Origin of the sequence: Burkholderia sp. F1, from assembly GCF_050813845.1 — a bacterium.
Lineage (GTDB): Bacteria > Pseudomonadota > Gammaproteobacteria > Burkholderiales > Burkholderiaceae > Burkholderia > Burkholderia ubonensis.
On sequence record NZ_CP172422.1, the window covers coordinates 882,925 to 908,244 of the forward strand.

The 25,320-nt window shown below is 68.0% G+C and carries 17 protein-coding genes; 13 read left to right on the forward strand and 4 right to left on the reverse strand.

What is annotated here, in order from left to right:
• Positions 1-82: 82 nt before the first annotated feature.
• The 6 genes from ACFIMZ_RS23030 (at position 83) to ACFIMZ_RS23055 (ending at position 6,678) form a co-directional block, all read left to right on the forward strand.
• Positions 83-814 (forward strand): ribonuclease T2, encoded by a 732-nt coding sequence (locus ACFIMZ_RS23030; RefSeq protein WP_431824613.1) that lies wholly within the window; start codon positions 83-85, stop codon positions 812-814.
• A 341-nt stretch (positions 815-1,155) separates the two neighbouring features.
• On the forward strand, positions 1,156-1,572 hold the full coding sequence (locus ACFIMZ_RS23035; protein WP_431824614.1) for a fascin domain-containing protein: 417 nt from the start codon (positions 1,156-1,158) through the stop codon (positions 1,570-1,572).
• Between the two features lie 432 nt (positions 1,573-2,004).
• A complete protein-coding gene (locus ACFIMZ_RS23040; protein WP_431824615.1) occupies positions 2,005-2,943 on the forward strand; it encodes a S1C family serine protease in 939 nt (312 codons plus the stop codon).
• 19 nt (positions 2,944-2,962) lie between these two features.
• Complete coding sequence (locus ACFIMZ_RS23045) at positions 2,963-3,631, forward strand: response regulator transcription factor (protein ID WP_431824616.1); 669 nt, start codon at positions 2,963-2,965, stop codon at positions 3,629-3,631.
• A gap of 325 nt (positions 3,632-3,956) precedes the next feature.
• Positions 3,957-5,585, forward strand: coding sequence for a hypothetical protein (locus ACFIMZ_RS23050; RefSeq protein WP_431824617.1), 1,629 nt, complete (start codon positions 3,957-3,959; stop codon positions 5,583-5,585).
• A 334-nt stretch (positions 5,586-5,919) separates the two neighbouring features.
• Positions 5,920-6,678 carry a hypothetical protein gene (locus tag ACFIMZ_RS23055; protein ID WP_431824618.1) on the forward strand — a complete coding sequence of 253 codons (759 nt, stop codon included), beginning with the start codon at positions 5,920-5,922 and terminating at the stop codon, positions 6,676-6,678.
• A 112-nt stretch (positions 6,679-6,790) separates the two neighbouring features.
• Here ACFIMZ_RS23055 and ACFIMZ_RS23060 read toward each other — a convergent pair whose 3' ends face one another.
• Positions 6,791-7,705 (reverse strand): glutaminase, encoded by a 915-nt coding sequence (locus ACFIMZ_RS23060; RefSeq protein WP_431824619.1) that lies wholly within the window; start codon positions 7,703-7,705, stop codon positions 6,791-6,793.
• Positions 7,706-7,928: 223 nt separating this feature from the next.
• Here ACFIMZ_RS23060 and ACFIMZ_RS23065 point away from each other — a divergent pair, with 223 nt between their 5' ends.
• Entirely contained in the window at positions 7,929-8,639 is a 711-nt protein-coding gene (locus ACFIMZ_RS23065; RefSeq protein ID WP_431824620.1) for a response regulator, read from the forward strand.
• A 56-nt stretch (positions 8,640-8,695) separates the two neighbouring features.
• A complete protein-coding gene (locus ACFIMZ_RS23070; RefSeq protein WP_431824621.1) occupies positions 8,696-9,826 on the forward strand; it encodes an ATP-binding protein in 1,131 nt (376 codons plus the stop codon).
• 45 nt (positions 9,827-9,871) lie between these two features.
• Here ACFIMZ_RS23070 and ACFIMZ_RS23075 read toward each other — a convergent pair whose 3' ends face one another.
• The gene (locus ACFIMZ_RS23075) at positions 9,872-12,253 is read right to left on the reverse strand and encodes a patatin-like phospholipase family protein (RefSeq protein ID WP_431824622.1); all 2,382 of its coding nucleotides are present in this window, start codon (positions 12,251-12,253) and stop codon (positions 9,872-9,874) included.
• Positions 12,254-12,509: 256 nt separating this feature from the next.
• On the opposite strand from ACFIMZ_RS23075, the gene ACFIMZ_RS23080 reads away from it, so the two are divergent.
• From ACFIMZ_RS23080 to ACFIMZ_RS23095, 4 genes are all read left to right on the forward strand, one after another.
• Positions 12,510-13,544, forward strand: a complete 1,035-nt coding sequence (locus ACFIMZ_RS23080) for a rod shape-determining protein (protein WP_431824623.1) — start codon at positions 12,510-12,512, stop codon at positions 13,542-13,544.
• Positions 13,545-14,353: 809 nt separating this feature from the next.
• A complete protein-coding gene (locus tag ACFIMZ_RS23085; protein ID WP_431824624.1) occupies positions 14,354-19,129 on the forward strand; it encodes an autotransporter domain-containing protein in 4,776 nt (1,591 codons plus the stop codon).
• A 180-nt stretch (positions 19,130-19,309) separates the two neighbouring features.
• A complete protein-coding gene (locus ACFIMZ_RS23090; RefSeq protein ID WP_431824625.1) occupies positions 19,310-21,529 on the forward strand; it encodes an amylo-alpha-1,6-glucosidase in 2,220 nt (739 codons plus the stop codon).
• A 108-nt stretch (positions 21,530-21,637) separates the two neighbouring features.
• Positions 21,638-21,889, forward strand: coding sequence for a hypothetical protein (locus ACFIMZ_RS23095; protein ID WP_431824626.1), 252 nt, complete (start codon positions 21,638-21,640; stop codon positions 21,887-21,889).
• A gap of 536 nt (positions 21,890-22,425) precedes the next feature.
• On the opposite strand, the gene penR is transcribed toward ACFIMZ_RS23095, so the two are convergent.
• On the reverse strand, positions 22,426-23,316 hold the full coding sequence (gene penR / locus ACFIMZ_RS23100) for a beta-lactamase transcriptional regulator PenR (protein ID WP_431824627.1): 891 nt from the start codon (positions 23,314-23,316) through the stop codon (positions 22,426-22,428).
• A gap of 114 nt (positions 23,317-23,430) precedes the next feature.
• Here penR and blaPEN-bcc point away from each other — a divergent pair, with 114 nt between their 5' ends.
• The gene (gene blaPEN-bcc, locus ACFIMZ_RS23105; protein WP_431824628.1) at positions 23,431-24,324 is read left to right on the forward strand and encodes a PEN family class A beta-lactamase, Bcc-type; all 894 of its coding nucleotides are present in this window, start codon (positions 23,431-23,433) and stop codon (positions 24,322-24,324) included.
• A 748-nt stretch (positions 24,325-25,072) separates the two neighbouring features.
• On the opposite strand, the gene ACFIMZ_RS23110 is transcribed toward blaPEN-bcc, so the two are convergent.
• The gene (locus ACFIMZ_RS23110; RefSeq protein WP_431824629.1) at positions 25,073-25,276 is read right to left on the reverse strand and encodes a hypothetical protein; all 204 of its coding nucleotides are present in this window, start codon (positions 25,274-25,276) and stop codon (positions 25,073-25,075) included.
• Between the last annotated feature and the right edge of the window lie 44 nt (positions 25,277-25,320).

Consider the following 25,320-nt stretch of genomic DNA (forward strand, 5'->3'; position numbering starts at 1 on the left):
TGCTGCGGCGACAATCGCGGGCAGACGTACGACAATCTCGCGGCGCATCCCGCGACCGCGAGCCTTTTCCGAGGGAATCCCCATGCTCAAGACGCTCATCCGCGCCGCGACCGCGCTCGCCGTTACTGCCGCCTCGATGCACGCCGGCGCGCAGACCAGCTACGACTACCTGCTGCTTGCCTCCTCGTGGGAGCCGGGCTTCTGCGCGACGCATTCCACGCCGGAGTGCTCGAACCTCGCCGGCTCGTATGCGGCGACCAGCCTGTCGCTGCACGGGCTGTGGCCGAACAGCTACGACGGCAACCAGCCGTTCTTCTGCGGCGTGCCGCAGAGCGACATCGATCTCGACAACAGCCACCAGTGGTGCAGCATGGACGCGTATCCGGTCAGCGCCGCGACCCGCAGCACGCTGTCGACCTACATGCCGGGCGTCGCGTCGTGCCTCGACAAGCACGAGTGGTTCAAGCACGGCACCTGCGCGAATGCGGCGTCGCCCGATGCGTACTGGAACCAGGCGGCCGGCATGATCAGCCGCCTCGGCAACACGTCGTTCAACGCATTCCTGCAGGCGAACGCGGGCGGGACCGTGACCCGCAACCAATTGCTGTCCGCGTTCGAAGGCGCATTCGGCAGCGGCACGCGCAGCGCGGTGTCGCTGAAATGCACGAAGGCGAACGGCGTCAGCTATTTCACCGAGGCATGGATCGCGGTGAAGTCGGATGCGACCGCGCAGTTTCCGAGCGCTGCGTCGCTCGTGACCGACGGCAGCACGCAGGGCACGTGCCCGACGACGGGCGTGTACATCGCGAAGTAAGCAAGGCGGGCGGCGCGGGCCCGGCGGCCGGCGCCGCGCCCCCCGTCCCGTCGGCCGGCGGATGCGAACGGCCGGAAAGTCCGGTCAGGTCGAGCGACGAAATTCTGCTGGATAAATGGCTTAATTATTCGAATTAATAGAGCGATGCCATTATTCAGTAATGGAAAAATATCGATCATGCCGATTCGCTATATTTAATTTTACGGTTTTATATTTGCAAATCAGGTTTTGTAAGCTATTCTCGGAGTGGCTCGAATCAGGCCGGTTCGGGCCAGGCAGGGCGGTTCAATCCGATGCAGGAAAATCCGACGTGTTGAAGCAAACTTTGACAGGAGTGGATCATGTCTTCCTCGGGCTATATCGCAATTGCATTGCAGGCAGACGATGGGCTGTATCTGAGCCGCATCAATCGGGGCAATGAAAATCCGATCGAGGCGGCAAAGAAGGAAATCGATGTTTTTTCGAAATTCCGGGTGGTGACTGTCGGTCCGCAGCAGATCGCGCTGCTCGCCGATAACGGCCTGTACCTGAGCCGGATCAATCGCGGCGCGACCAATCCGATCGAGGCCGCCAAGCAGAACGTCGACGTGTTCTGCCTGTTTACCGTGTCGAACGTGGGGCCGAACAAGATCACGCTGCGCGCCGACAACGGGCTCTATCTGAGCCGGATCAATCGCGGCAGCATCAATCCGATCGAGGCGGCCAAGGAGCGCCCGGACGTCTTCTGCGAGTTCGCCGTCACGACGTTCTTCGAGTAAGCGCCGGCCGGTGTGGAGCCCTGCGCGGAATCTGTCGCACGGCTCCATGAGCAGCATGCCGACGTTGCGCGACGGACTCGCCGATCGGTTCGTCGCGCTTCCCCCCGCCCATACGGGCGAATCCGCCTGACGTTGAAACGGACCGATGCGCGTGTCCGCCGTCCGCTGACCGCGGGCGCCGCGCCGTCAGAAAATCGACCACCTAGCCGCCTTCGACGACCGGTTTAATCCGCAGTCGGTTACGGCCACCCGCATGGCGCGAAGCCGCCGATGAACAACCGGCCCGACGTGCAGGCTACCCATCAGGGTGGTGCGCGTCCGTCGCGCGCCTGTCATCGTGAATCCACGCGTCCGCGCTTGCCTGCCTGTCATCTTCAGGCGGGTCGGCCGAGCGAAGCATCGATTCAGACAGCACATGGCAGGAGTCGTCACATGGAAACCCCAACCCCCAGCGGAAATCCATTGCAGGATCTTTCCGCCAACCTGGCGGCCATCGTCGAGCGCGTTGGCCAGAGTGTCGTCGCGGTGCACGGGCGGCACCGCTTTCCGTCCAGTGGAGTAATCTGGCAACCGGGCGTGGTGGTCACGGCGGCGCATACGCTCAGGTACGAAGAAGGCATTGAAGTCGGCCTGGCCGATGGTCGCACCGTGGCGGCCGTCCTCGCGGGGCGGGACCCTGGCACCGACCTGGCCGTACTGAGGATTGGCGACGTGACGCCGGGCCCGGCCGAGACCGGCGACGCGCGCTCGCTCAAGGCAGGCCATCTGGTGCTCGCGGTGGCGCGCGTGGACCGGCTCGGCACCAGCGCGGATTTCGGCGTCGTAGGCACGGCGGGCGGCCCATGGCGCACCTGGCGAGGCGGCCAGTTCGATGCCTTCGTGCGACTGGACGGCGGACTGCGCCCCGGTTTCTCCGGTGCGGCTCTGGCGGATATGCAGGGGCGGGTGATGGGGCTGTGCACGTCGGCGCTCGCGCCTGGCGCCGGCATGCTGATCCCGGCCTTGACCGTGGCGCGCGTGTGCGACGAGTTGTCGAGAAAGGGACGTGTCTCGCGCGGCTACCTTGGCGTGGGCACACAGACGGTGAACCTGCCGCAGGCGTGGGTGACGAAACTGAATCTGGCTTCAGGGCGCGGGCTGCTGGTGGTGTCGCTTGCGGCGGGCGGGCCTGCGGAGCAAGCCGGGGTGCTGATCGGAGATGTGCTGATCGAGCTGGACGGCCAGCCGTGCCGCGACATGGACGACGTGCATGCCGCACTTGGCGGCGACCGCATCGGACAGTCGTTGAAGATCGGATTGATCCGGGGCGGCGAGCGCAGCGAGTGCTCGGTCACGGTGGGCGAACGCCCGCAACGGAATTCATGCTGCTGAGAATCGTGCAAGGCGTCGCATGCCGAATGCCGGGATGACACCGATGAGTCCGCTCAGGGTCGCCGTCGTCGCCGCGTCGCCGCAAGCGCGCGCAAGCCTGCAGGCGCTTGTCGACGCCACGCCGACGCTGGATTTCGCAGGAAGCGCGGCCGACGTCGCGGCGATCGCCGACCGCTTTGCCAGCGAATTGCCGGAGGTGGTCCTGGCCGAGCTGGAGCCGCAGGCCGGCGACTGGCCGATGTCGGGAGCGGACCGCCATCCCGCGATGCCGGCGCTCGTCCTGCTCACGGACGAGGCGGACAGCGACTGGATCCATGACGCGCTGGCGGGCGGCGCCACGGCGCTGCTGCCGCGCGGCGCGACGCCCGGCGAAATCACCGCCGCGATCGAGGCCGTGGCCGCGGGCCTTTGCGTGTTGTCTCCGGAGATCCTTGCCCGGCTGCTGGCGGAGCGCAAGGCGCCTCGCCAGATGGCGTCCGCGGCGCTGGTCGAAATGCTCACCCCACGCGAGATCGAAGTGCTGACGATGCTTGCCGAAGGGCTCGGCAACAAGGAGATCGCGCGCCAACTCGACATTTCGGACAACACGGTGAAGTTTCACCTGTCGTCCATTTTCGGCAAGCTCGGCGCCAGCAGCCGCACCGAGGCCGTCATGCAGGGGATGCGGCACGGCCTCGTCATGGTGTAGCCGGTCGTCGGGCCGATGCTGGCCTGAACCCGTCAGCCGTCACCGGTGGATGAGGCGGGGATCGGCGACGAACGGCGGCCTGCGCGTTTGATCCGTGCGTGACAAAGTGACCGATCTCAGGGTTTCCGAGCGTGTTGGCTGGCACCTGCCTTGACTAGAAACAAAAGAGCCTCGCCACGCGATTCCTGCCATTGGCATCACGCGCGGCGACCCGGGACCTCTCCCACGACAATGGCATCGTGACGGACAGCACTGCCGGGCCGCCCGGCGCCACTTTCGACGATCGTGCGTGAAGTACGCCCTTCGCCCTGCGGAGGAGGTCATCATGAATCACAGGCAGCTAACCGGCGCATGCGTGCTCGCGATCCTCGCGGCGGCTCCCGTGCTCGCCCAACACGAAGAACACGTCGCTGCGGAGCCGGGGGGCGGGAAGTTCGGCACGGTGACGTTCCCGACTTCGTGCAGCGCGGCGGCACAAGTCCAGTTCGAGAAGGCGCTGGCGATGCTGCATTCGTTCTTTTACCCGGCGACGCTCAAGGCGTTCGAGGCCGTAATCAAGACCGATCCGCAATGTGCGATTGCGTATTGGGGCCTTGCGATGGCCCAGCCGCCCAATCCGCTGGTTCCGCCGTTCGACGAGGCGGCGCTCAAGCGCGGATCGGATGCGGTGGAAAAAGGTCTCGCGCTGGGTCCCGGGACCGAACGGGAGCGTGACTGGCTGCTCGCGGCCGAGGCGTTTTACAAGGATTACGACCAGGTCCCCCAAAGTCAGCGCACGCTGGCATACGAGCACGCAATGGCGCGCCTGACGCAGAAATATCCCGGTGATTCGGAGGCCGCGATCTTCTACGCGCTCGCACTCAACGAGGCCGCGCCGCCCAGTGACAAGACGTACGCGAATCAACTCAAGGCGGCAGCGATCCTGGAGAAAATCTACCGTGAGCAGCCCGACCATCCCGGTATTGCGCACTACCTGATCCACAGCTACGACTATTCACCGCTCGCGCAGCGTGGATTGCCGTTCGCCAACAAATACGCGCAGATCGCTCCGGCGGCGCCGCACGCCGTGCATATGCCCTCGCACATCTACTCGATGCTCGGCATGTGGGCCGCGTCCGTCAAATCGAACGAAGCGGCGCTGAAGGTGATGCGCGAAGAGGCCGCCAGGACCTGGCCGGGCGCCACCCATCCGTCGGCGCCCCATTCATGGGACTTCATGGAGTACGCGTACCTGCAGCTGGGCCAGGACGCACACGCAAGACAGGTCCGCGACGACGCCGATGCCGCCACGAAATTTCCGTTCGACCGACTGGTAACCTATACCGGGCTGGAAGCCATCCCGGCACGCTATGCGCTCGAGCGCGGCGCCTGGCAGGAAGCGGCTGCGCTGGAGCCGCGCGGCAGTCGCTGGCCGCAGGCCGAGGCAATCACGTACTTTGCCCGCGCGCTGGGCTGCGCTCGCGGCGGCAAGGCGGACATGGCGCAGCCGAATATCGACATGCTCACGCAGTTGCGCGCGAAACTCGAACAGTCAAGCCAGCCTTACTGGGCCGAGCAGGTCCAGGTGCAGATCCTGGCCGCTTCGGCGTGGCTGGCTCATGCCCGGGGCAACGACGACGAGGCGCTGAAGCAGATGCGCGCCGCGGCCGATCTGGAGGACGGGAGCGAAAAGAATGTCGCGATGGAGAACCGGCTTTACCCGATGCGCGAACAGCTCGGCGAGATGTTGCTCGATCTGATGCGGCCTGCCGATGCGCTGAAGGAATATGAAGCATCGATGCAAGCGACTCCCAACCGCTTGCGCGGCCTGTATGGCGCGGCGACGGCGGCGGATCTGGCGCAGGAAAAACGGAAGGCGAAGCTCTACTACGGAAAGCTCGTTGTGCTTACTCATGACGCGGACACCACTCGGCCGGAGGTCCGCCAGGCCAAGCTGTATCTTGACCAGCATTGAGGTGGGCGGCGTTGACCGACGCACGTTGACCGCTGCCGAAGGGCGATTTCTCCATTGCGCATGCCGACGCGCGCCGCTATCGACCTGCCGGCGTTGCGCCGGACGAGCGGCGCTTGACTTTCGTGCCTCAAAAAATCGACCGCCCCGAATAAGTCGTCAGCCATTCCAGCGCCAGCGTGCGTGCACTCTGGAAATATAAACTGACATGTAACCCCTCCGGCGCGGACTGCGCGGGCAAGTGCCCGCCGCCTTCGACGACCGAGTTCGGCCAAGAGCGGTCGATTGGCATGGAAGGCCAGATCGTTGACAATCCCTGCCCAGGGAGGATGTCCGGGTGCAATACAGCAGGGAGTTCTTCGATTTGCAGATTCGCTTTGCACGAGCCGCTGCCAGCCTAACAGGCATGAGGATCGAGCAGGCGTTGCTGGTCTATACGAACGTCTACGTCCGTCTCGGGCTTGGCCGCGGCTTCGACGAAGCGCATCCGGCATGGCGCCATTACATAGACGGCTTCAGGCAGGCTACAGACCTGTCCGACTGGACCTATCGCTGCTATCTCGCACGTGTCGAAGGTGCGCGGGGGCAATCAGTACCCGCAGCGTTCGGCTGCTTCTCATATGTCATGCAGGATGATGGATGCGTTCGCGTTCACTTCCAGAATGTCGACCCGCTCACGGTCTCTCCGTTGAGCATTGACCGCCTGCCCGAGCGACTTTGTGAACTCCGCTCGCTGTTCGATCACGTCGGGCGGAACCACAAAGATGCGGCACGTGTTGTCGGCACATCTTGGCTTTATAACCTGGGCGCTTATCGACGGTGCTTTCCAGAGGAGTATGTTGCGAGTGCCAGGGTTGCAGAATCGCGATTCCGCAACATGCCTCTGTGGGGGCAATTGCTCAATCGTTACGGCATGGTCAGGGGCGGCGTCGCCGACAGTTTCATAAACCGGCTATCGCACGCAGCGGACATTCAAGACTTGGCGCTCTGCTTTCCGTTCCAGGCGCTGGCGGTCGAAGCTCCAATCGCTGTGTTCAAGAGCTTCTATGGTCTGGAGGACGATCGCCGAACGGCTGCTTTGCGAACCAAGGGATGACGGCAGTGGGTCGATTACTGCCGATGGCCGAATTCCCCATTGAGCGCGCCGGCGCGCGTCGATATGAATCTGCCGCCGTTGCGCCAAATGAGGCACGCTTGACTTCGGCGCTTCAAAAGATCGACCGCCCCGAATAAGTCGTCAACCATTCCAAAGCCCTGGTCCCCGCGAGCGAGTTCCCGTTCGCGTCGAGCCCCGGCGCCCACACGCACACGGCCATCTCGCCGGGCAGCACCGCGACGATGCCGCCGCCGACGCCGCTCTTCGCGGGCAGGCCGACCCGGTACACGAAGTCGCCGGCCGCGTCGTAGGTGCCGCAGGTCAGCATCAGCGCGGACAGCCGTTTCGCGGAGCTCGAATCGACGATCCGTTCGCCCGTGACCGGCGCGACGCCGCCGTTCGCGAGGAACAGCGCGGCGCGTGCGAGCTCGACGCAGTTCATCTCGATCGCGCACTGGCGGCAGTACGCGTCGACGACCGTCTCGGGCGGCATCTGCATGTTGCCGAAGCTCGCCATGAAGTGCGCCATCGCGCGGTTGCGCTCGGCGTGCTGCAGTTCCGACAGCGCGACGCGCGAATCGTAGTCGACGTCGGCCGCGCCGATCAGCCGCCGCACGAACTCGACGAGCGCGGTCTCGGCCTTCACGAAGCGGCGGCACAGCACGTCGGTGACGACGAGCGCGCCGGCGTTGATGAACGGATTGCGCGGCTTGCCGCGCTCGGTCTCGAGCTGGACGAGCGAGTTGAACGCGTTGCCCGACGGTTCGCGCCCGACCCGGTCCCACAGCGCGTCGCCGAGCAGCTGGAACGCGAGCGTGCACGCGAACAGCTTCGAGATGCTCTGGATCGAGAAGCGCTCGCGCGCGTCGCCGACCGTGTAAACGTTTCCGTCGAGCGTCACGACCGCCATCCCGAACTTGTCGGCCGGCACCTTCGCCAGTTCGGGAATGTAGTCGGCGACGCGGCCCTGGCCGATCCAGGGGGCGAGTTCGGTGTGGATGCGTTCGATGATCGATTGGTAATTCATGACGTCAGGCGAGGGCGGCGCGGGGCCCGGATTGCGGCGAGCCCGTATGGAACCGTCTCGGCGCGGATTCGTCAAGCGTCATGCGCCGCCGGCTGGTCTTTGCGCCCTCCTTTTTGGAGATAAGAAGGTGCGCACCCGGCAGGCGCAGTATCATGCGGTACGTTTCGGCCGCCGAACCTTGTCCGTTTCGGCGCCGCTTCCCCGTTGAACCGATTGTTTGCCCATGTCTTTCCGGATCCTGCTCGTCGAAGACGACACTCGCCTATCCACGCTGATCGCCGGCTATCTGCGCAAGAACGACTACGAAGTCGACACCGTGTTGCACGGTGATGCCGCAGTGCCGGCGATCCTGTCCATCCGCCCGGATCTCGTCATCCTCGACGTGAACCTGCCGGGCAAGGACGGCTTCGAGATCTGCCGCGAGGCGCGCAAGCAGTACGACGGCGTCATCATCATGGTGACCGCGCGCGACGAGCCGTTCGACGAGCTGCTCGGCCTCGAATTCGGCGCGGACGACTACGTGCACAAGCCGGTGGAACCGCGCATCCTGCTCGCGCGGATCAAGGCGCAGCTGCGCCGCGCGCCGGCGCGCGTCACCGACAGCTCGGCCCCGCAGCCGGAGCGCTATACGTTCGGCAAGTTCTCGATCGACCGCACCGACCGCACCGTCATGCTGCCGGACGGCAGCGCGCCGGACCTGACGTCGGCCGAGTTCGACCTGCTGTGGGCGCTCGTCTGCCACGCGGGCGAGGTCGTCAGCCGCGACGACCTGATGCTGCAGTTGCGCGGCGTCGAATTCGACGGCCTCGACCGCACGATCGACGGACGCATCTCGAAGCTGCGCCGCAAGCTGCGCGACGACGCGAGCAACCCGCAGCGGATCAAGACGATCCGCAGCAAGGGCTACCAGTTCAGCAAGCAGGCGTGGGATTGACGCCGCGCGGGCCGGCCGCGGCCGCCCCATCCGATAGCCGAGACCCGAGACCCGCGATGATCAAACGTACCGCCGCGCATCCCGATGCGCCCCACCTGTCGCCGCTGCGCTACGTCAGATGGCGCTGGATGCATTTCCGCCGCGCGTGGACCGACACGCGCGCCGACCGCATCCCGAGCTGGTCGCGCCTGTACTTGCGCACCTACCTGCATCTGCTCGGCCTCGTGCTGCTGACGGCGCTTGTGCCGGCGCTCGCGCTGTGCGTCGTGCTGTCGCCGCGCCTGGTGTGGCATGCGTTCGACGCGCTGCCGGGCGACGTGTGGCTGGTGCTCGCGTTCGTGTTCGCCGCGCCCGCGCTTGCCGCGTACCGCTGGATGCGGCCGGTGTGGTCGGACCTCGTGATGGTGCGCGAGCGTGCGATCGACTTCACGGGCGGGCGCTTCAACACGCGCGCGCGCGAATCGCACAGCGTGATCATCGGCCCGCTCGCGCGCACGCTGAACGCGCTCGCGATGCGGATGGAGCGCCTGATCGCCGCGCAGCGCGATCTCACGAACGGGATCTCGCACGAGCTGCGCACGCCGCTCGCGCGCGTGCGCTTCGCGCTCGAGATCCTGCGCGAGCCCGGCTCGGCGGCCGAATACGAGAGCGCGCTCGACAGCATCGCGCAGGACGTCACCGAGCTCGACGAGCTGATCGACATGAGCCTGACCTACGCGCGGCTCGAATACAGCTCGCTGCAGTCGAACCTCGAGCCGACGGCGCTGGCCGCATGGCTCGAGCATCAGATCAACGACGCCGCGCTGCTGTATCCGGAGAAGACGATCGAGACGCGCATCGCGATCGCGACCGACGTGCGCGTGGAGATGGACCGGCGCCTGATGTCGTACGCGATGCGCAACCTGCTGCGCAACGCGAGCAAGTACGCGCGTTCGCGCATCGTGGTCGGCATTGCGATCGACCACGGCAACATCGGCGTCTACGTCGAGGACGACGGCCCCGGCGTGCCCGAGGCCGAGCGCGAGCGGATCTTCGAAGCGTTCGTGCGGCTCGACCGGCGCACCGGCGGCTACGGGCTCGGTCTCGCGATCACGCGGCAGGCGCTGCAGGCGCACAACGGCCGGATCGCGGTGGTCGATCCGGCCGAACTCGGCGGCGCGCGCTTCGAAATCAGCTGGCCCGCGTGACCGGCGCGGCCGGCGGCCGGCACATGCCGCTGGCCGCGCGGCGCATCAATACGTGCGGCCGAGCTGCAGGTAGATGTTGCGCCGGCCGCCCGGCGCGAGCGCGACCCCCATGTACACCGGGCCGAACGCGGTGGTCAGGCTGGTGAAGAACGTGTAGCTCTGCTTCAGCGCGCCGCCGCCGATCCCCGTGCCGCCCGACCACACGTTGCCGACCTCCGCGCTCGCACCGATGAAGAGCGCCTTGACGGGCGACGAACTGAACGTCGCCAGCTGGTTCATGTAGGTCATCTGCCCGTAGACGAGCGAATCGCCGTTCAGCTGGTCGGCCGCGTAGGCCGACAGGTGCTGGAACCCGCCGAGCGTGAAGTTGAACGCGTTGATCAGGTTCGTGCCGCCGATGCTCTTGCCGCCCTCGACGCCCGCGCTGACGCTGTGCCGGCCGAACTGCTGCGCGACCATCAGCTTGCCGTACAGCTCGGTGTACGGCGCGTTGGTGATCCTGGAATCGAAGTTATCCGACGACGCGCCGTTGCGCGACATCAGCGAGCGCTCGACGCGGAATTCGGCGAAGTAGCCCTTGCGCGGGAACATCGGATCGTCGAGCTGGTCGATCACGAGCCGCGCACGGGCCGACAGCGCATCCGCGGAGTAGCTGGGGAACAGCAGCGTCGTCTGGCCGCTGTCGTCGAAGTCGAACGGCAGGTTGTAGGTCGGCGAGCCGTGGCTGTGCGTGTAGGCGAGGCCGATCCGGAAATCGCCTAGCCGCCCGATCGGCACGCCGAAGTCGATGCCGGCGCGCGCCGTCTGGATCATGTACTGCGTGACCTTCACGTCGCCGCTATCGTCGTACAGGTTCGCGTAGCGGCGCTGGTATTCGGCGTACGGCGCGATGTAATCGCCGTACTTCACCGACAGCGGCTGGCGCAGCTCGACGTGCACCGCATCCAGGTCGCTGCCGACCGTCGCGTCGGTGCGGAACTCGAGACCGGACTCGGTGAGCCACGGGCGCCGGTAGCCGACGTGCAGCCGGAACCCGCCCTGGTCGGTCGAGCTGCTCGACATGCCGAGGCCGAACAGCAGGAAATTCGGACCCCAATATTTTTCGCGCGCATCGATCACGAGCCGGTTCTCGTCGCCGTGGCTGACGACCTGCTGCGTGACGCTCTCGAAATTGCCGCCCGTCGTCAGCGTCAGCAGGTCCCGGCTGACCGCCTTCGGGTCGTAGGTGTCGCCGGGCTTCACATGCAGCGCGTCCCTGACGACCCGCTGCGGCACGCCGCCGCTGGTCCGGATCTCGATGTCGGTGATCCGGATCGCCGGCGGCAGCGGCTGCGTGTGCGCCGCACGGTAGGCGGCATACTGCTCCGGCGTGAGCGCGTAGCGCTGCAAGTGCGGCAGCGCCGCGTTCGCGGCGGCAGCGCCGGCGGCGATGGCCTCGTTCGCCTTCTGGAAATCGGTGAACGCGAGCGAGCCGAGCTCGGGCGTGAGCAGCACGTCCTGCGGCGTCATCGCCTTGCGTTGCGACGCCACGTTCTGGCGGATCAGGATGCCGACCATCTGCTGCATCACGTCGGCGGGCGACGCGAGCGCGTCGAGCGGCCGCAACTGCGAGCCGATGTCGACCGCGATCACGACGTCCGCGCCCATCTGCCGCGCGCTATCGACGGGCAGGTTCCTGACGAGGCCGCCGTCCACCAGCGCCCGGTCGTTGATCTCGGCGGGCGCGAACAGGCCCGGCATCGCCATGCTCGCGCGGATCGCGAGCGGCAGCGAGCCGTGATCGAGCACCACCATCTGCCCGGTCTGCAGGTCGGTCGCGATCGCGCGATACGGAATCGGCAACTGGTCGAACGGCTGGTTGATCGGCACGGCGGCGGTCCAGTCGGCGAGCAGCGCCTGCAGCCGGTTGCCCTGCACGATCCCCGCCGGCGCCTTCACGCCCTTGCCGCTGAAGCCGAGCGTCGCGCCGTTCGCGTACAGCCGCTCGTCCTCGCGGCGGCTCTGCGGCAGGTCCGCGCGCTCGGTCACGTCGAACGCGATGTCGGCGAGATTCGTTTCCGACAGGCGCTTCTGCATCTCGGCGGCGGGCATCCCGCTGGCATACAGGCCGCCGACCACGGCGCCCATGCTGGTGGCGGCGATGCAGTCGATGGGGATGCGGTTTTCCTCGAGCACCTTCAGCACGCCGAGATGGGCGTAGCCGCGCGCGCCGCCGCCGGACAGCACGAGGCCGACCGCCGGCCGGCCGGCGGGGCCGCCGTCGGGATGGCAGGCGTGCGAAGCGTTCGGGAGCGCGGCGGCGTCGGGCGCAGCGGCCGCGCCGGCGGCCGGCACGGGTTGCGCAATGGCGGCGCAGCACCACAGGGCGGCGAGCATCGGGCAGAGGCGGCGCACCTCCCGCCAGCGGTAAGAATCGGGCGCTGTCATCGTGGTTAGCAGGCGTGATGGGCGTCGGAAGCCTGCCGGAAGCAGGCAAAGCCGAGAGATTAACGTGTTTTGCGGGCCCGGAGCGAGGGTCGGGACCCGTTGCCGGACGCCGTCGACGCGCCGCAAACGATATCGTCGCGAAAAAATCACGTGGATTGCCTAAAGTGTCGGCATAATTTGCCGCTAAGTCGGGGATGGGCCGGCACGCGCCGTGCGTCGCCGGAAACGTTTTTTCCCCGCTCGTAAAGGTTTGCTCATGTCGACACCGCTGTTCGGAAAGCTGTTCGCGCCCCCCGTCGCGATCGATCCGGGTACCGCGAGCACGCGGATCTACACGCACGACCGGGGCGTGGTGCTGAACCAGCCGTCGGTCATCTGTTTTCGCAAACCGGGCGGCGTGGTCGCGCGGCAGACGCTCGAGGCGGTCGGCGAGCGCGCGAAGGCGCTGCTCGGCCGCGAGCCCGTCCATCTCGAGGCGGTACGGCCGCTGCAGCACGGCGTGATCGCCGACGCGCATGCAGCCGAGCAGATGATCCGTCACTTCATCGACATGTCGCGCACGCGCTCGCGGTTCGGCCGGCGCGTCGAGGTCACGCTGTGCGTGCCGTCGGGCGCGACGGCCGTCGAGCGGCATGCGTTGTCCGAGGCGGCGCTCGCGGCGGGCGCCGCGAGCGTCACGCTGGTCGACGAGGCGCTCGCCGCCGCGTTCGGCGCGGGCCTGCCGGTGACCGACGCAATCGGCTCGCTCGTCGTCGATATCGGCGGCGGCACGACGGAGGTCGCGGTGGTTGCGCTGGGCGGCGTCGTCTATCGCGAGGCGATCCGCATCGGGGGCGAGCAGTTCGACGCGGCGATCATCAATCACGTCCGCGCGCTGTACGGCGTGCAGCTCGGCGAGCAGACCGCCGAGCATGTGAAGAAGACGATCGGCACCGCGAGCGCCGGCGTGCCGCGCGAAACGATGCGGGCGGTCGGGCGCAGCGTCGTCGACGGCCTGCCGCGCACGATCGAGCTCAGCAACCACGACGTCGCCGATGCGCTCGCCGCGCCGCTGAACGCGGTGGTGAGCGCGGTCAAGCGCACGCTCGAGAACGCGCCGCCCGAGCTCGTCACCGACATCGCGAACTGCGGCATCGTGCTGACGGGCGGCGGCTCGCTGCTCTCGAACCTCGGCAAGCGGCTGCACGACGAGACCGGGCTCGCGGCGCGGGTGGCCGACGATCCGCTGACCTGCGCGGTCCGCGGCGCGGCGGCGGCGATGGGCCGCGTGTCGATGCGCGCCGCCGCCTGACGCGCGGCGCGTTCCGCCTCCTTACTTCCTCTCTTTCCGCGCGGCCCGGCTCCCGGCTCCCGGCGCCCGCCGCCGGCATCGGCCGGCGATCTCCATCTCCCGTCCGCCGGCCTCCCGCCGCTTCCTGAATCCATGTCGGCCCGGCCCCCGTCCCCCGGCCCGCTGGCATGCCTGCCTGCACACGCACCGTTCGGGCGTCCCGCCCGTCGCGACAGCAGATTCCATGCCATCCGATTCAAGCGAGTCGAAAACAGAAATGATCCAGGTCAAATTGAATGGATGTAATCGATTTTGATGCGGTGCATCCAGATATTTATTATGGAGGTATTTAATAATTCGGCGAGCATCGATTTCTTATACTGCAAGAATTAATAAAATCGTTCAATAAATCGAGTTTTGAGTTTTTCCCATTTTCCGGTTGAAGCCGGAGCGCAGCGCGGCGCCTGCCGGCACGGGAAAGCCAGTGCGGGAAAATACCGACGTATTCTAATTTCCGCGCCGATAACGACATATCGTTTGGCAAATGGGACCTCTTTGATATACCTTGTCTGACAATTAGCAGGGCAGTCATCAAATCAACCAGAACGTCGCTGCCAGAGGGGCCGCCATCATGTCATTCGGCTAACACCGCTTTCCGCGTTTCCGGGCTGATTTTCCACATTGCAACCTGCATGAATCCGACTCCACTCCGGAGCATCGGAGGGGCCTCGTTCATCCCGTGTTTTTCGCTTGCCGCAGTGGCCCGTCGTTGTCGTTTCGCGCCGTCTATTCGTTTCTTGCCGTCCGTTTCCGACTGAGGGAGAGAAAGCATGAGCAGCGTGCGTTCGAGAAAAACCAGAGAGCCGTTTCCGCGATTCCTGCTGCCGACGGGCGTTGGCCTCGCGCTCATGGGCGCGGGCATCATTCCGGCGTACGCCACCTGCAGCACGGCGGGCACCACCGTGACCTGCTCGGGCGTCGCCAACCCGCTCCAGCCGAGCTATGCGAACAGCGCGAACAACATCAACGCGACCGTCAACCCCGGCGCGAGCGTCGGCGTGCTGCTCGGCGTCGGCGGCACGGCGATGTCGCTGACCGGCAACAACACCACGCTGACCAACAACGGCACGATCGACCCGTCGGCGCTCGGCTCGGGGCTCGGCGTGCTGTCGAGCGGCGCGGTCGTCGGCAACGCGTCGGCGAGCATTTTGACCACGGTCGTCAACAACGGCACGATGAACGGCTCGACCGGGGTGGCGGTCAGCGGCGTGACGGGCATGGCGCTGTCGGTCCAGAACGGTACCGGCGGCACGTCGCACATCACGAACACCGGCACGATCGGCTCGAACCCGCTGGTCGGCGCGACCCTCGTCGGCGCGGATGCGCCCGTGGTCGCCGCGTACGGCGGCGGCCAGGTCCAGATGTCGAACAGCGGCACGATCAACGGCCGGGTCACGTTCGGTTCGAACGGCACGCCGGGGCAGGGCAACACGTTCGTCAACTCGGGCACGATCAACGGCGGCGTGTCGATGGGCGCGAACAGCAACAACACGTTTACCGCGGTCACCGGCTCGTCGGTCAACGCGGCGGGCGGCACCGGGAGCGCGTTCAACATCACGGTCGGCCCGAACACGCTCAACGTGGCGGCGACGGGCGTCGTCGACGGCGGCGCGGGCGGCAACAACACCCTCGTGCTCCAGCAGGGGACGTCGGCGAGCGGCACGATCGCGGTCAACAACTACATCAACTTCAATCACCTGAACGTTGAGGCCGGCAACTGGACGATCAACGGCGCGTCGACCGCGCAGGACGCGACGCTGGCGGGCGGCGTCGCGATCATCGGCAACAACGCGTCGCTCGGCACGGGCAACATCACGGCCAGCGGCGGCGCGCTGCAGGCCGGCACGGCGGGGCTCAACGTCGCCAACACCGTGACGCTCGACCCGGGCGGACTGACGGTGCAGGGCGCGACCGGAATCACGCTGTCGGGCACGGTGTCGGGCGGCGGCGCGCTGACGAAGAACGACGGCGGCACGCTGACGCTGTCGGGCGCGAACAACTTCACGGGCGGCACGAACCTGAACGGCGGTGGCCTGGTGGTCGGCAACAATGCGTCGCTCGGGACCGGCGCGGTGAACGTCAATGCGCCGGCGTCGCTCGACTCGAGCACGAACGTGACGCTCGCCAACATGGTCAATCTCGCCAACGGCTCGACGCTGACGATCGGCGGCAGCAACGATCTCGGGCTGGCCGGCGCGATCAACGGCAACGGCGGCCTCGTGAAGAACGGCGCGGCGAGGACGACGCTGAGCGGCGTGAACACGTACACGGGCGGCACGACGATCAACGGCGGCACGCTGGCGATCGGCGCGGGCGGCAGCCTGTCGGCGACCGGCACGGTGAACCTGGCGAGCGAGGGCACCGTCTTCGACATCAGCGCAGGCGGCGCGCAGACGATCGGCGCGTTGACGGGCGCGGCCAGCTCGAACGTAAACCTCGGCGGCAGCACGCTCACGCTGGCCGGCAGCGGCAACGCGACGTACAACGGCACGATCGGCGGCACCGGCGGCCTGACGCTGGCCGGCACCGGCACGCAGACGCTGACCGGCGCGAGCAACTACACGGGCGGCACGAACCTGAACAGCGGCACCGTGGTGCTCGGCAACAACACGGCGCTCGGCAACGGCGTGGTGAACGTCGGCGGCGCGGCGACGCTCGATACGACCACGAGCCTGACGCTCGCCAACGCGGTCAACCTCGGCACCGGCGCGGCGCTGACGCTCGGCGGCAGCAATGCCCTCGGGCTGAGCGGCCCGATTTCCGGCGGGGGCGGTCTCGTGAAGAACGGCGAGGCGACGACGACGCTGACCGGCGCGAACACGTACACCGGCACCACGACGATCAACGCCGGCACGCTGGCGCTCGGCACGGGCGGCAGTTTCGCGTCGACCGGCGCGGTGAACCTGACGAGCGCGGGCGCGGCGCTCGACCTGAGCGGCGCGACGGGTGCCCAGTCGCTCGGCGCGCTGTCGGGCGTCGCGGGGACGAACGTCAATCTGGGCGGCAACGCGTTGACGCTGGGCGGGACCGCCAGCGGCACCTTCGGCGGCACGATCGGCGGCGCCGGCAGCCTGACGCTGGCCGGCACCGGCACGCAGACGCTGACCGGCGCGAACAACTACACGGGCGGCACGAACCTGAACAGCGGCACCGTGGTGCTCGGCAACAACACGGCGCTCGGCAACGGCGTGGTGAACGTCGGCGGCGCGGCGACGCTCGATACGACCACGAGCCTGACGCTCGGCAACGCGGTCAACCTCGGGACGGGCGCGTCGCTGGCGCTCGGCGGCAGCAACGCCCTCGGGCTGAGCGGCCCGATTTCCGGCGGAGGCGGTCTCGTCAAGAACGGCGCGGCGACGACGACGCTGACGGGCGCGAACAACTACACGGGCGGCACCACGATCAACGCCGGCACGCTCGCGCTCGGCGAGGGCGGCAGCCTCGCGTCGACGGGCGCGGTGAACCTGGCCGGCGCGGGCGCGACGTTCGACCTGAGCGGCGCGACGGGCGCGCAGACGATCGGCGCGCTCTCCGGCGCGGCCGGCACCAACGTGAACCTGGGCGCGAACGCGCTGGCGCTGAACGGCGCCGGCACCGCGTTCGGCGGCACGATCGCCGGCACGGGTGGCGTCACGGTGGCGAGCGGCACGCAGGTGCTGACCGGCAGCAACACGTACACCGGCGGCACCACGATCGCGGCCGGCGGCACGCTGCAGCTCGGCAACGGCGGCACGTCGGGCAGCGTCGCGGGCAACATCGCCAACAACGGCGCGCTCGTATTCAACCGGTCCGGCAACGTGACGGTCGCCAGCGTGCTGTCCGGCACCGGCTCGCTCACGCAGGCGGGCAGCGGCCAACTGACGCTCACCGGCACGAGCACGCTGTCCGGGCCCACGACGGTCGGGGCCGGCACGCTGGCCGTCAACGGCTCGCTGGCCGCATCGACCGTGACCGTGCAGGGCGGCGCAACGGTGACGGGCACCGGCACGATCGGCGGCCTCGTCGTCGCGAGCGGCGGCACCGCGTCGCTGCCGCTGCCGGGGCAGGCGCTGAACGTCGCGGGCAATGTGACGTTCCAGCCGGGCTCGACGATGCAGGTCGCCATGACGCCGCAGCAAAGCGGCAGCCTCGTGGCGACGGGCAGGGCGACGCTGAACGGCGGCAACGTGCAGGTGATCGCGAGCCAGGCGTCATACCAGGCGAACCAGCGGTACATGATCATGAGCGCGGGCGGCGGCGTCCAGGGGCAGTTCGCGGGCTTGAGCTCGACCTATGCGTTCGTGACGCCGACGCTCAGCTATGACGCGAATCACGTGTACCTGCAACTGGGGTCGAACGGCACGTCGTTCGCGTCGGTCGCGACGACGCCGAACGAGCTGGCGGTCGCCAACGCGATCAGCACGCTGAGCGCCGGCAATGCGGTGTACGACTCGGTGCTCGTCGCGGACGCACCGACCGCGCGTACCGCGTTCCGGCAACTCGACGGCGAGTTCTACGCGAGCGCGAAGAGCATGCTGATGACCGACAGCCGTTACGTGCGCGATGCGGTGTCGGACCGCGTGCGCCAGGGGCTCGCGGCGGGGTCGGGACCGCTCGCGGCGCTGTCGTCGGGCGGCTCGGCGCTGTGCGACGACACGGGCGGCGCCGCGGCGCGCGGCAACGCGCTGCCGCCCGAGCGGCGGCTCGGCTCGCACGCCGGCTGCGTCAGCAACGTGCCGTACCGGCCGGTCGTGTGGGGGCAGGGCTTCGGCGGCCGCAGCCGGCTCGCAGGCGACGGCAACGCGTCGACGATCAACCGCAGCATGACGGGCTTCATCGCCGGCGCGGACATGGCGCTCGACGACCGCACGCGCGTCGGCCTCGCGGGCAGCGTCACGCACGGCTCGCTCGACAACGACCAGGCTTCGTCGGCCTCGCTGAACAGCTACTCGGTCGTGCTGTACGGCGGCGCGCAGTTCGACGCGCTCGGCGTGCGCGGCGGCGCGGCCTATACGTGGCACCGGATCAACGCCGACCGTCATCCGTCGTACGCGGGCTTCAGCGACAGCAACTCGGCCAGCTACGACGCGAACACCGCGCAGGTGTTCGGCGAAGTCGGCTACGCGCTTCCCGTCGGGCGCTTCGCGCTCGAGCCGTTCGCGGGGCTTGCCTACGTGCGCCTGCATACGAACGCCTACACGGAAAGCGGCGGCGCGGCCGCGCTGCACACCGGGTCGGACACGAGCCATGTCGGCTTCTCGACGCTCGGCGTGCGCGCGGCGACGGAGCTCGGCGTGCTCGCGAAGGGCACGTTGACCGCGCACGGGACGGCCGGCTGGCGGCATGCGATCGGCAACGCGCGGCCGACGTCGACGTTCGCGTTCGCGGCCGGCGGCACGTCGTTCCAGGTCGCGGGCGTGCCGATCGCGCGCGACAGCGCGGTGCTCGAGCTCGGGGTCGATGCGAGCGTCACGAAGAACCTGACGCTCGGCGTGTCGTACAGCGGCCAGTTCGGCAGCGGCGCGCGCGACAACGCGGTGCTCGGCAACATCCTGTGGCGGTTCTGATCCGCTTGTGACCCGCGCCTGACCCGCGCCTGGCGCGGCGTCGCGGGCGAGCGGCCCCGCACGGCATCGACGCCGTGCGGGGCCGCGGTTCGTTCGTCGCTGCGGACGCAGCGCAATCTGGCCTATCCTGTGCGGAACGAGCGACGCGCGCTGCGCGTGCTGCCCAACACAGGAGCATCGATGCCGAATCACGCCGACGAGACAACGACGCGCGCGCCGCAGGTCGCGCCTGTGCCCCCGACCCAGGCGTCGGGCCCCGCATTCATCGCGCCCGAGGCCGACCCGCAGGCGGCCGCGCGCAACAACCAGTACGTGCTGAAGGCCGGCGACGCGTTCGTGGTCAGCGACGCGCTCGGCGACGTCAGCGGGCACGACGACGGCCTGTTCGTCGACGACATGCGCGTGCTGTCGAAATGGCGGCTGACCTTCGGCGGCCGCGCGCCGTCGCTGCTGTCGGGCGCGACCAGCGCCGACAACGCGTCGTTCACCGCGCACCTGACGAACCGGCCGCTGCCGCCGCTCGGCGGCCACGAGACGCCCGAAGGCGTGATCCACATCGAGCGGATGCGCGTGCTCGCGAACAACGTGCTGTACGAAGCGCTGACGTTGACGAACTACGGCGCGAGCGAGGCCGAGGTGCCGCTGTCGCTGTCGTTCGGAGCCGACTTCAAGGACATGTTCGAGGTGCGCGGCACGCGCCGCGCGCGCCGCGGCACGATCGCGCCGCCGCGCATCGACGCGGGCGCGGTGCGCTTGCGCTACGACGGGCTCGATCGCGTCGAACGCGCGGTGACGCTCAACTTCTCGCCGGCGCCCGACGCGCTGTCGGTCGACCGCGCCGATTACCGGCTGACGATCGCCGCGCAGGCGTGCGTGTCGATCTACCTGACCGTCGAGGCGACGGTCGGCAAGGCGGGCGGCGAAAAGCCCGGGTGCGGCCGCGCCGCGTTGCGCACCGCGCTCGTCGCGGTGCACCGCGCGATGCGCGCGCGGCGCGCGACGATGGCCCGCGTGCGCACCGGCAACCCGCTGTTCAACGCGTGGCTCGACCGTTCGCTCGCGGATCTCGGGCTGCTGACGACGCAGCTCGACACCGGCCCGTATCCGTATGCCGGCATTCCGTGGTTCTCGACGCCGTTCGGCCGCGACGCGGTGATCACGTCGCTGCAGATGCTGTGGCTGCAGCCGTCGCTCGCGCGCGGCGTGCTGCGTTTTCTTGCCGCGCATCAGGCGCGCGAGACGTCGGCGTTCCGCGACGCCGAGCCGGGCAAGATCATGCACGAGTTCCGCAAGAGCGAGATGGCGGCGACGGGCGAGGTGCCGTTCGCGCTGTACTACGGCGGCGTCGACACGACGCCGCTGTTCGTCGTGCTGGCGGGCGCGTATGTCGAGCACACCGGCGACGACGCGCTGATCGACGAACTGTGGCCCGCGCTCGAACGCGCGATCCAGTGGGTGAGCGACAAGTGCGACCGCAATCCTTACGGACTCCTCGATTACCAGCGCACGTCGGAGCGCGGGCTCGCGAACCAGGGCTGGAAGGACAGCCACGATTCGGTGTTCCACGCGGACGGGCGCTTTCCCGATGGGCCGATCGCGCTCGTCGAAGTGCAGGCGTATGCGTGCGCGGCGTTCGACGCGATGTCCGCGTGCTCGCAGCGGCGCGGGCATGCGGCCGACGCGACGCGCTATGCGCTGCGCGCGAAGACGCTGCGCGAGCAGGTCGAGGCGCTGTTCTGGATGCCCGACGCGAATTTCTACGGGATCGCGCTCGACGGTCACGGCGAGCTGTGCCGCGTGCTCGCGTCGAACGCCGGGCATCTGCTCGCGTTCGGCCTGCCGGACCCGGCGCGCGGCGCGGCGGTCGCGGACGCGCTCGGCTCGACGCTGTTCCAGACCGGCTGGGGCGTGCGCACGCTGGCGGCCGGCCAGCCGCGCTTCAATCCGATGGCGTATCACAACGGCTCGGTGTGGCCGCACGACAATGCGCTCGCCGCGCGCGGGCTCGCGCGCTACGGCGACAAGGCCGCCGTGCTGAACCTGCTGCGCGCGTTGTTCGAGGCGGCGGTCAGCTTCGAGATGCGGCTGCCGGAACTGTTCTGCGGGTTCCCGCGCCGGCGCGGCGAGCCGCCGACCGCGTATCCGGTCGCGTGCCTGCCGCAGGCGTGGGCGGCAGGCGCGCCGTTCATGATGCTGCAGGCATGCCTCGGCGTGAGCGTCGACGCCGCGCGTCGCGAAGTGCGGGTCGAGCGGCCGGCGCTGCCGGAAGGCGTCGACTGGCTGCGGATCGACGATCTGCGGGTCGGCGACGACAGCGTGTCGCTGACGTTCCGGCGCGTCGACGGCCAGGTGGTCGCGGCGGCGGAGCCGGGGCGCGTGAAGGTCGTCGCGGTGCTGTAGGGGAGCGGCCGGCTCTAGCCCGCGCGAACGTTGCGCGATGTCGCGCCACGCTCGCGCGCAGCGGCATAGAATCGCGACATGACCCTTGAACATTCCCGGAGGCACACGATGACGACCGACAAGCGGCCCGACGACGGCGAGCAGAAGCTCGAGCACCTCGAAGCGGCGGTCAACCACCTGCACGAGTCGATCGAATCGCAGAGCATCGCCGTCGGCGCGGCGAAAGGCATTCTCTTCAGCCTGATCGAAACCCTGGGTGCGCTGATCGGCGACCCGGACCTGCCCGAGCATGCGCGCTCCGGCTACGAGGCGCTGCGCGACAAGGCGCGCGAACTGCGCGGCTCGCTCGACAAGCACTGAGCCCGTACGCGGCGGCGCGCTCGCGCCGCCGCGCTTCCATGTGGCTTCCCGCCGCGCTGCACAATCGTGCGCGCGCGACACAAAATGCCGTGCGTTCAATGAGTTAGGGGGCGCATGCGCAGGATATCCACAAGCTTGCCAACAAAATCTGTGGAGAACGCACGCGCCGCCGGCGCGGCGCGCGGCGATCCGATCACGTGTGCCTCGTGCTTGCCGCCCGGGTGGTGTCGGATCGAATTCCCTGTTGCGTCAAATGCTTACGCGCCGCGTCAGCAGGATATCCACAGGCTTGCCAACAAAATCTGTGGACAAGCTGCGCGCCATTGCGTCGCGAAGGTTGGCAATGCGGGGCCGCGGCGCATTCGTCGCGGTGCTGCGCGGGCGGCCTGCCCGATTCGTGCGTCGCAACAGGAAATCGTGCGGGATCAATGGGTTAGGGGCCAGATGCCCAGGATATCCACATCCTTGCCAACACAAACTGTGGACAAGCGGGTGCGGATGCGGCCTCGCGGCGGCGCCATCGCGCCATCGCGCGATCACTCGACCGCCGCCGCGCCGGCCGCTTCGCTCGCGATCCAGTCGCGAAACAGCGTCATCGCCGGCGTGAGCGGCTTCGATTTCAGCGATGTGAGCCAGTAGCCGCCCGCCTGCACGTCGATGTCGAACGGTCGCGCGAGCAGGCCGAGCTGCAGCTCGCGCGCGAACATGCAGGCCGGCGCGAGCGCGACGCCCGCGCCCTGCATCGCCGCCTCGACCATCAGCCGCGACGAGTCGAACACGGGGCCGTTGACCGGCCACGGTTCGAGCTGCGCGGCCGCGAACCAGCCGAGCCATTCGTCGGTGCGGTACGAGCGCAGCTGCGTTTCGTGCGCGAGATCGCCGGGCTGCGCGACCCGCGTGGCGATCTCCGGCGTGCACAGCGCGGTGAGCGGCGCATCGAGCAGCCGTTCGTTGCGCGTCGCCGGCCAGTTGCCAACGCCAAAGCGGATCGCGAAATCGAGCCCCTCGGCCGCCAGGTCGACGACGTTGTTGTTGGTCCGCAGGCGCAGCTCGACGAACGGATGAACGTCGCCAAAGCGCTTCAGACGCGGCATTAGCCAACCTAGGGCAAACGTGCCGACGACCCCGATCGACAGCACCTCGTGGAAGCGCCCGCCGTCGAACTGCTTGAGCACCGTCTCGATGCGGCTGAACGCGTCGCTCAGCACGGGCAGCAGCGCGCGCCCTTCGTCGGTGAGCCCGAGCCCGCGCGGCAGGCGCGTGAACAGCATGCAGCCGAGCCGCTCCTCGAGCGCGCGAACTTGCTGGCTGACCGCGGCCTGGGTCACGCTCAGCTCGAGCCCGGCGCGCGTGAAGTTCAGGTGGCGCGCCGACGATTCGAAGGCGCGCAACGCATTCAGTGGAAGGTGGGGGCGGAGCTTTGTCATAAGAAATTCTTTCGTCAGCGCTCAATTATCATTGCTTGTCAGACAAACGTAAAGCCGGGATATTGCGTCTCGCCGGGCCGGCATCCTGATCCCATCCACCACGAGACAAACAACATGACCTACTCATCGCAACGTCGAACCCTGCTGCTGGCCGCCGCGACGGCGCCGCTCGCGCTGACCCTGAACGCGTGTGCGTCGCCGCGGGCGAATGCGTCCTCCGTGGGTTCGGCGACATCGCTCGCGGAACTCGAGCGCGCCGCGGGCGGGCGCCTCGGCGTGTACGCGCTCGACACCGCGACCGGCCGGCGCGTGCAGCATCGCGCCGACGAGCGGTTCCCGTTCTGCAGCACGTTCAAGGCCATCCTGATTGCGGCGGTGCTCGCGGAGTCCGTCGCGCGTCCGGCGCTGTTCACGCAGCGCGTGACGTATCGGCAGGCCGATCTCCTGGAGTGGTCGCCGGTGACGGAGAAGCACGTCGACGCGGGCATGACGGTCGGCGAGCTGTGCGAGGCGACGGCCCAGTACAGCGACAATGCGGCCGCGAACCTGCTGATGAAGCTGATCGGCGGGCCGGCGGCGGTGACCGCGTTCGCACGCTCGATCGGCGACGATACGTTCCGGCTCGACCGTTGGGAACCCGAACTGAATACCGCGCTGCCGGGCGACGCGCGCGATACGACGACGCCCGCCGCGATGGCGGCGAGCCTGCGCGCACTGGCGCTCGGCAATGCGTTGCCGGCGCCGCAGCGTGCGCAGTACGCGCAATGGCTGCGCGGCAACAAGACGGGCGACAAGCGGATTCGCGCGGGCGTGCCGACGGGATGGCAGGTCGGCGACAAGACCGGCACCGGCGACTACGGGACGGTCAACGACATCGGCGTGCTCTGGCCGCCCGCGCGCGGGCCGATCGTGCTGACCGTGTACTACACGCAGACGCGCGCCGATGCGAAGAGGAAGGACGACGTGATCGTGGCGGCGACGCGCATTGCGATCGCGGCGCTCGGTTGAGCGAAGCGTGACGCGGCGCAACGCCGTGCCGCATGTGTGGCGCGTGTGCCGAAGCGTTGTGAGATCAACCACTTGCGTCACGCATGCTCAGGATATCCACACGCTTGCCAACAAAATCTGTGGACAAGCGGCCGGCTTGCGCCGGCATGCGTGGCGTGGCGCGTGAACGGATGGCGGGCGCATCGCGTCGACACGCTGCGTGCCTCATTCGCGACGACGCGAGGAAAGTCTTTCGGATCAAGCGCTTGATCGGGGTATGCGCAGGCTATCCACATGCTTGCCAACAAAAACTGTGGACAAGCGGTCGGCTTGCGCCGGCATGCGTGGATTGTCGTATGAGCGGATGGCGAGCACGTCGCGTCGACACGCGGCGTGCCTCATTCGCAACCGTACGAGGAAAGCCTTTCGGATCAAGCGCTTGATTGCGGTATGCGCAGGCTGTCCACATGCTTGCCAACAAAATCTGTGGACAAAGGCGACCGGCCTGCGCCTGCCCGCGACGGGTTGCGTCTCGTGGATCGGCGGCGTATCGCCGCGTATCGACCTGCCGACTGCCTCATTCGCGACAACGCAAGGAAAGCCTTTCGGATCAAGCGCTTGACCGCGGTATGCGCAGGCTATCCACATCGTTGCCAACAAAATCTGGGGAAAAGTCGGGCCGCACGCGATCGTGCGATCGCGTGGCGGCGGACGGCGAGGGCGAGCGAAGCGCCGCGAACCGGGCGGCCGCTTCGCGATGCGGCGACGGTCAGTTGCTCCGCTGATCGTCGACGGCTGGCCAGCGCACGAACGCGAACACCCAGAGCATGACGAAGTTCAGGATCGGCACGATCATCGTCAGCACCCACCAGCCCGAGTGGCCGGTTCGGCGGACGATGCGGACATACGGATAGAAGCAGGCGGCGAAGACGACGAGTGCGGCGAGCAAATTCAGCGTGCTGAAATGATGCATGGCCTTCCCCTCGGACACGTTGATGGTCGTTGTGCTGCGCGGAC